Origin of the sequence: uncultured Corynebacterium sp., assembly GCF_945649885.1 — a bacterium.
Taxonomy (GTDB): Bacteria; Actinomycetota; Actinomycetes; order Mycobacteriales; family Mycobacteriaceae; genus Corynebacterium.
In genome coordinates, this window is sequence record NZ_CALZFS010000147.1 from 1 (window position 1) to 6088 (window position 6088).

Sequence of the window (6088 nt, forward strand, 5' to 3'; positions counted from 1 at the left end):
TTAGGGTGTGATTTTAAATCGGTCAACTGCCCCGCTTCCTGTGAACTGGGCTTCAGAAACTAGCTCATGAAGTCAGTGTCAGTGAACTTTCGGTCGAATTCGGTACGGGCTGGGTTGGCATCCTCCAACACGATGTCGAAGCGGTCATTGGCAATCTCAATGATCTCACTGAGTGCCTGGCGGTGCTCCTGCTCATCTGAGTTATCCAGACGGCGCAAGCCTTCCGCCACCACGTCTTCCACGGTGTCGGTGGTGTCGAAGTAGGCGACATATGGCATGCCGAAGCGCTCACGGTACTGATTGGTGACGGTGAGCAGCTTCTCACTATCAACATCATCAAGCTCCTCCAGACCAATGGAACCACGGTCTTGAGAGATCTGGGCGGCTTCATCCTCAGTGGCCATCATCAGCTGGGACATGTCCGGGTAGTCGTGGATGAGAGCTTCACGGGACTCCATCGGAGCGGTGAGAACAGCCACCTGGATGGCTTCGCGCAGGGCGGTGACATTGGCGAAAGGACGAGATTCCCACGCGGTTTCCAGCGGCCATGTCTGGCTGTTGAACAGTGGTGCGAGGGTTTCCACGAACTGTACGCGGTCCATCTGGTTGACCTGATCCAAATTGAGTTTCTTACCAGAAGCCGAGGTGGCCACATTGGAACCGGACTGGCGGCCGACGTGGAAGAAGAGCAGGTTCAACACGATGGCGGTGATCGCACCCACGGACATGCCGGAGGAAACGAAGATCTGGGCCCACTCAGGGAATGCCTGAGCAACATCGGGACGGAAGCTGACCAGCATGGCAAGACCAAGTGCTGAGGTCACGATGACCGCATTGCGGCTGTCACGCAGATCGGACTTGGCGATGGTCTGCAGACCGACCCAGGCGACGTTGGCAAACAATGCCAGGGACGCGCCACCGAGAACCGGGGAAGGGATGGATGCGACGATGGCACCGGCCTTCGGCAGGACACCGAGGATGATCATGAACACAGCGGCAGATGCTGCCACCCAGCGTGACTTCACACCGGTGATGCGGACCAAGCCGACGTTCTGGGCGAAGCAGGTGTAAGGGAAGGAGTTCATGATGCCACCGATGAAGGTGGACAGACCATCAGCACGCAGAGCGCGGGTGATGTCATAACGACGGGTGCGCTTGCGCACAATCTCACCGGTGGCGAACACATCGCCGGTGGTCTCAACCATGGTGATGATCATGACGATGAGCATGGAGAAGATCGCCATGACGTTGAATTCCGGGACACCGAAGTAGAACGGGGTGGTGATTCCGAAGGCATCAGCGTTGCCCACCTCATCCAGGTTGGCATGCCCTAGAACCAGGGCGACACCGGTGCCTACAACCAGTCCGAGCAGGACAGCAAGGGTGCCGAGGAAGCCACGTAGGAAACGCTGGGCGAGGATGATGACAAACAGGGTGCCGAAGCCGTATGCAAGATCACGGGCCTCGGGGACACCGTCGGCGTAGTTGACGAAGTCATTGGCTGACACCGACAGCAGGGAGGTACCCATGACCAGCAGCACCGTACCGGTGACCACAGGAGGGAAGAAACGCAGGAACTTGGTGAAGACCGGTGCTGCGAAGAAGGTGAACAGACCGGCAACGATGACGGCACCGTAGATGGCCGGCAGTGATGCCACACCACCTTCACCATCAGTGACGCCGAGGCCGATCGCGATGATCGGGGCCACCGCTGTGGTAGTCACACCCTGAACAATCGGGAGACGGACACCGATGTGCTTGCCGATACCGATGGACTGGATCAGTGTTGCGATACCGCATGTGAGAAGGTCGGCATTGATGAGGTGGATCGTGGTGGCTGCATCCAGATTGAGCGACTGCGCAATGAGCAGCGGCACGATGACCGCTCCTGCGTAGAACGCCAACACATGCTGCAAACCCAATGCAGCTAATTTTGGTGCTGGTGGCACCTGATCAACCGGATGCGTATTCCGGGCTTTGGTTTGAGTGGTCACGGCGTTTGGAGGGTGTCCCTTCATCCTCGATATGAAATTTATCAACCCACATTGTGCCCTTTTTGGTACCATCAGCAAAATAATAATTTGAAGGTTTGTTTTCACAGCTGTGATTTGTGGTATTGGCACTGGTAGGATCGAAGAACCTTGAGGCGCATTTTGTTTCAGCGTCCGTTTTATCTTTGATCAGGAGTGACACCGAATTTATGAACCGCTTTATTGACCGCGTTGTTCTTCATCTCGCCGCAGGCGACGGAGGCGACGGCTGTGTCTCGGTGCACCGTGAAAAATTCAAGCCCCTGGGCGGCCCCAACGGCGGCAATGGTGGACATGGCGGTGACATCATCCTTGAGGTGACTCCCCAGGTTCACACCCTGCTCGATTTCCACTACCACCCGCACGTGAAGGCTCCACGTGGAACCAACGGTGCCGGCGCTGACCGCCACGGCGCCCGGGGTGAAGACCTCATCCTTGAGGTACCGGCAGGCACTGTCGTGCTGGATGCCAAGGGTGAAACCTTGGCTGACCTGACCACCATCGGCATGAAGTTCATCGCCGCAGCAGGTGGCCAGGGTGGCCTGGGCAATGCAGCCCTGGCATCCCGTGCACGCAAGGCACCGGGTTTCGCCCTCCAGGGTGAGCCAGGCGAACAGCATGACCTCATCCTCGAGCTGAAGTCCATGGCTGATGTCGGACTCGTGGGCTTCCCCTCTGCAGGCAAGTCCTCCCTGATTTCGGTGCTGTCAGCGGCCAAGCCGAAGATCGGTGACTATCCCTTCACCACCCTGCAGCCAAACCTCGGTGTGGTGGATGTCGGACACCAGACCTTCATCATGGCCGATGTCCCAGGACTGATTCCCGGTGCGTCAGAGGGCAAGGGCCTCGGTCTTGACTTCCTGCGCCACATTGAGCGCACCTCCGTGCTGGTCCACGTGGTGGATACCGCATCTATGGATCCGGGCCGTGACCCGATCTCTGACATTGAGGCGCTGGAAGCCGAGCTTGCCGCCTATCAGTCCGCACTGGATGAAGATACCGGCCTGGGTGACCTCAGCGAGCGCCCACGCGTGATTGTCCTCAACAAGGCTGATGTCCCTGAAGCTGAGGAACTTGCTGAGTTCCTCAAGGACGACATCGAGAAGCAGTTCGGCTGGCCGGTGTTCATCGTATCCGCCGCCACCCGCAAGGGGCTGGATCCACTGCGCTACCACCTGCTTGAGGTAGTCCAGAAGGCACGTAAGAAGCGCCCGAAGGAGAAGCTGGCTGAGACCGTGATCATCAAGCCGAAGGCTGTCGATGCTCGTCGTCGTGCACAGTTTGAGATCACCAAGGACCCGGAGAACCCTGGTGGCTTCCTGGTCACCGGCGAGAAGCCGGAGCGTTGGATCGTGCAGACCGACTTCGAAAACGACGAGGCCGTGGGTTATCTGGCCGACCGTCTGGCCAAGCTCGGTATTGAGCAGGGGCTTCGCAAGGCAGGGGCCCAGACAGGCTCTGAGGTCACCATCGGTGGCGTCACCTTCGAATGGGAGCCGATGACCTCCGCAGGTATGGACCCAGGCGTGTCCCCGCGTGGTACCGACGTCCGCTTCGAACAGACCGACCGTGCCTCTGCGGAGGAACGTAAGCGTGCCTCCCAGGTCCGTCGAGGACTCATCGATGAATTCGATTTCGGTGATGGGGAAGAAGCGTCCCGCGATCGTTGGGAGGGCTAAATTTTCCAACGATTGGTTGATGGCTTACCCGCTTCCGGGTTCGCCATCGGCGAACCTTTGGACATTCCTCGGAATTAGACACTTTTGGTGTATACGATGGAATGGCTATGAATCAATCGACATCAGCCAATTCCGATTCCGAAAACTCCGCCGACGTACCTGAATCAGTTCGTCTGAGAGACGAGCTCCCCACGCCGACGGCCGTGGGACCGGTCACGGGCCTGCCCGTGACCCCTTACCGGCAGGAGGACAGCGTCGGTGCCAGTTTCCCGGCACCGTCCCCCGGTACCGAGGACAGTGCCGCCTTCGGTCATGAGTCCGGCATGCGTGACCGTATCGCCACTGCCAAGCGTGTGGTGGTGAAGATTGGTTCCTCATCCCTGACCAGCGATGAAGATGGTCATACTGTTGACCCCAATCGGATCAACACCATTGTTAATGCCCTGCAGGCACGCATGGAGGCAGATTCTGACCTGATCGTGGTCTCCTCCGGTGCGGTCGCAGCAGGTATGGCACCTCTGGGCCTGAGCACCCGCCCCACAGACTTAGATATCAAGCAGGCCGCTGCCGCCGTTGGCCAGGTTCACCTGATGCACCAGTGGGGACGCTCCTTCGCCCGCTATGGCCGCCCCATCGGCCAGGTACTGCTCACCGCCGCCGATGCCGGCCAGCGTGACCGTGCCCGCAACGCCCAGCGCACCATCGACCGCCTCCGCCTCATGGGTGCTGTGCCCATTGTGAATGAGAATGACACCGTGGCCACCACAGGTGTGAACTTCGGCGACAATGACCGCCTTGCCGCGATCGTCGCCCACCTCGTCAGTGCCGATGCCCTGGTGCTTCTCAGTGATGTTGATGGACTCTTTGACCGCAACCCTGAAGATCCCGGGGCAAAATTCATTTCTGAGGTCCGTGATGGCAGGGACCTCAAGGGTGTCATCGCCGGTGACGGCGGCAAGGTTGGTACCGGTGGAATGGCCTCCAAGGTCTCCGCGGCACGTCTTGCCTCCCGAAGTGGCATTCCCGTGCTGCTGACCTCAGCAGCAAATATCGGCCCTGCACTGGACAAGGCGGAGGTCGGCACCGTGTTCCACCCTAAGAAGGACCGCATCTCCGCCTGGAAGTTCTGGGCCCTATACGCCGCAGACACCGCTGGAAAGCTCCGCCTGGACGACGGTGCCATGACCGCTGTCACCTCCGGTGGTAAATCCCTCCTGGCTGTCGGCATCACTGAGATCATCGGTGATTTCCGCGCCGGGGAGATCGTGGAGATTCTCGGACCTAAGGGTGAGATCATCGGTCGTGGTGAAGTCAACTACGATTCTGAGACCCTGGAACCGATGCTCGGTAGACAGACCCAGGAGCTCCCGGATGACATGCAGCGCCCTGTCGTCCATGCGGACTATCTGTCCAACTACGCCAGCCGGGCATAGTCGGAGGGGGTTGGGGAGCCCGTCGTCAAGCATTTTTTAGCTACCTTGGGGTACGGCAAAGACCGTAACTTAAAGGAGTAGTGCAGATGAAGTTCATCCTGACCCCGCATCAGTGGGAAGAAACCATTGCGGATATCGAGGCCGGTGGACATGAATATGTCACCGATCTCAATGATGCTGATGTGTTGTTCTTCAATGGTTCAGCACCTGAGTTCCCTGAGCTGCCGGACAATATCAAGATCGTTCAGGCAGCCATGGCGGGAATTGATGCATTGGTGCGCCGGGGAGTGGTCACGGATCAAGCACGATGGGCGAACGCCGGTGGACTCTACGCTGATACCGTGGCGGAGTCCTCAGTGGCACTCCTGTTGGCCCAACTACACCGTCACAATGTTGCGGCCCGCCGGAAGACCTGGTCTGTCCGAGACGAGGTGCAGGCAACTAAAAGTTGGCTTTATGATGAGAAGACCGTCGCCATCATGGGCGCAGGTGGCATCGGAGTGCGTCTGATTGAGCTGCTGAAGCCTTTCGGCGTCCGCATCATCGCTGTCAATAATTCCGGCCGCCCGGTGGAGGGGGCTGATGAGACCTTCGCCATGGCAGAAGCAGACCATGTCTGGTCTGAAGCTGATTATTTTGTGCTGATCATGCCACTGACGGAGACCACCACGGGCATCGTCAATGCAGAAACTCTCTCCAAGATGAAGCCCACTGCAGTGGTGGTTAACGTGGGCCGTGGCCCGCTGATCGTGACTGATGACCTGGTGGAGGCAGTCAAGAACGGCACCATCGCCGGCGCCGCCCTGGATGTCACCGATCCGGAACCACTGCCTGATGGACACCCGCTGTGGGATTTGGATGAGGTAGTGATCACGCCACATACGGCGAACACCAGTGAACGCATCCGTTCCCTGACCGGACCCCTGACCGTCCGCAACATCGCCCT

At 58.9% G+C, this 6088-nt stretch carries 4 protein-coding genes; 3 read left to right on the forward strand and 1 reads right to left on the reverse strand.

All coding sequences use genetic code 11. The annotated features are described in order from the left end of the window. Window positions 1-59: 59 nt before the first annotated feature. Window positions 60-1994 carry a solute carrier family 23 protein gene (locus Q0M74_RS12540; protein WP_293954978.1) on the reverse strand — a complete coding sequence of 645 codons (1935 nt, stop codon included), beginning with the start codon at window positions 1992-1994 and terminating at the stop codon, window positions 60-62. A gap of 206 nt (window positions 1995-2200) precedes the next feature. Between Q0M74_RS12540 and obgE the strand changes: the two genes are divergently transcribed. The 3 genes from obgE to Q0M74_RS12555 form a co-directional block, all read left to right on the forward strand. Next, the gene (gene obgE / locus Q0M74_RS12545) at window positions 2201-3709 is read left to right on the forward strand and encodes a GTPase ObgE (protein WP_293954980.1); all 1509 of its coding nucleotides are present in this window, start codon (window positions 2201-2203) and stop codon (window positions 3707-3709) included. Window positions 3710-4032: 323 nt separating this feature from the next. Next, complete coding sequence (proB, locus tag Q0M74_RS12550; RefSeq protein WP_293954984.1) at window positions 4033-5142, forward strand: glutamate 5-kinase; 1110 nt, start codon at window positions 4033-4035, stop codon at window positions 5140-5142. Between the two features lie 86 nt (window positions 5143-5228). Beyond that, window positions 5229-6088, forward strand: an 860-nt coding sequence (locus Q0M74_RS12555; protein WP_293954982.1) for a D-isomer specific 2-hydroxyacid dehydrogenase family protein, incomplete at its 3' end; no start/stop codon positions are given.

What these genes read in the sequence shown, in the direction of transcription:
- proB (WP_293954984.1), top strand. Translation starts at nt 4,033, where the DNA reads ATGCGTGACCGTATCGCCACTGCCAAGCGTGTGGTGGTGAAGATTGGT.
- obgE (WP_293954980.1), top strand. Translation starts at nt 2,201, where the DNA reads ATGAACCGCTTTATTGACCGCGTTGTTCTTCATCTCGCCGCAGGCGAC.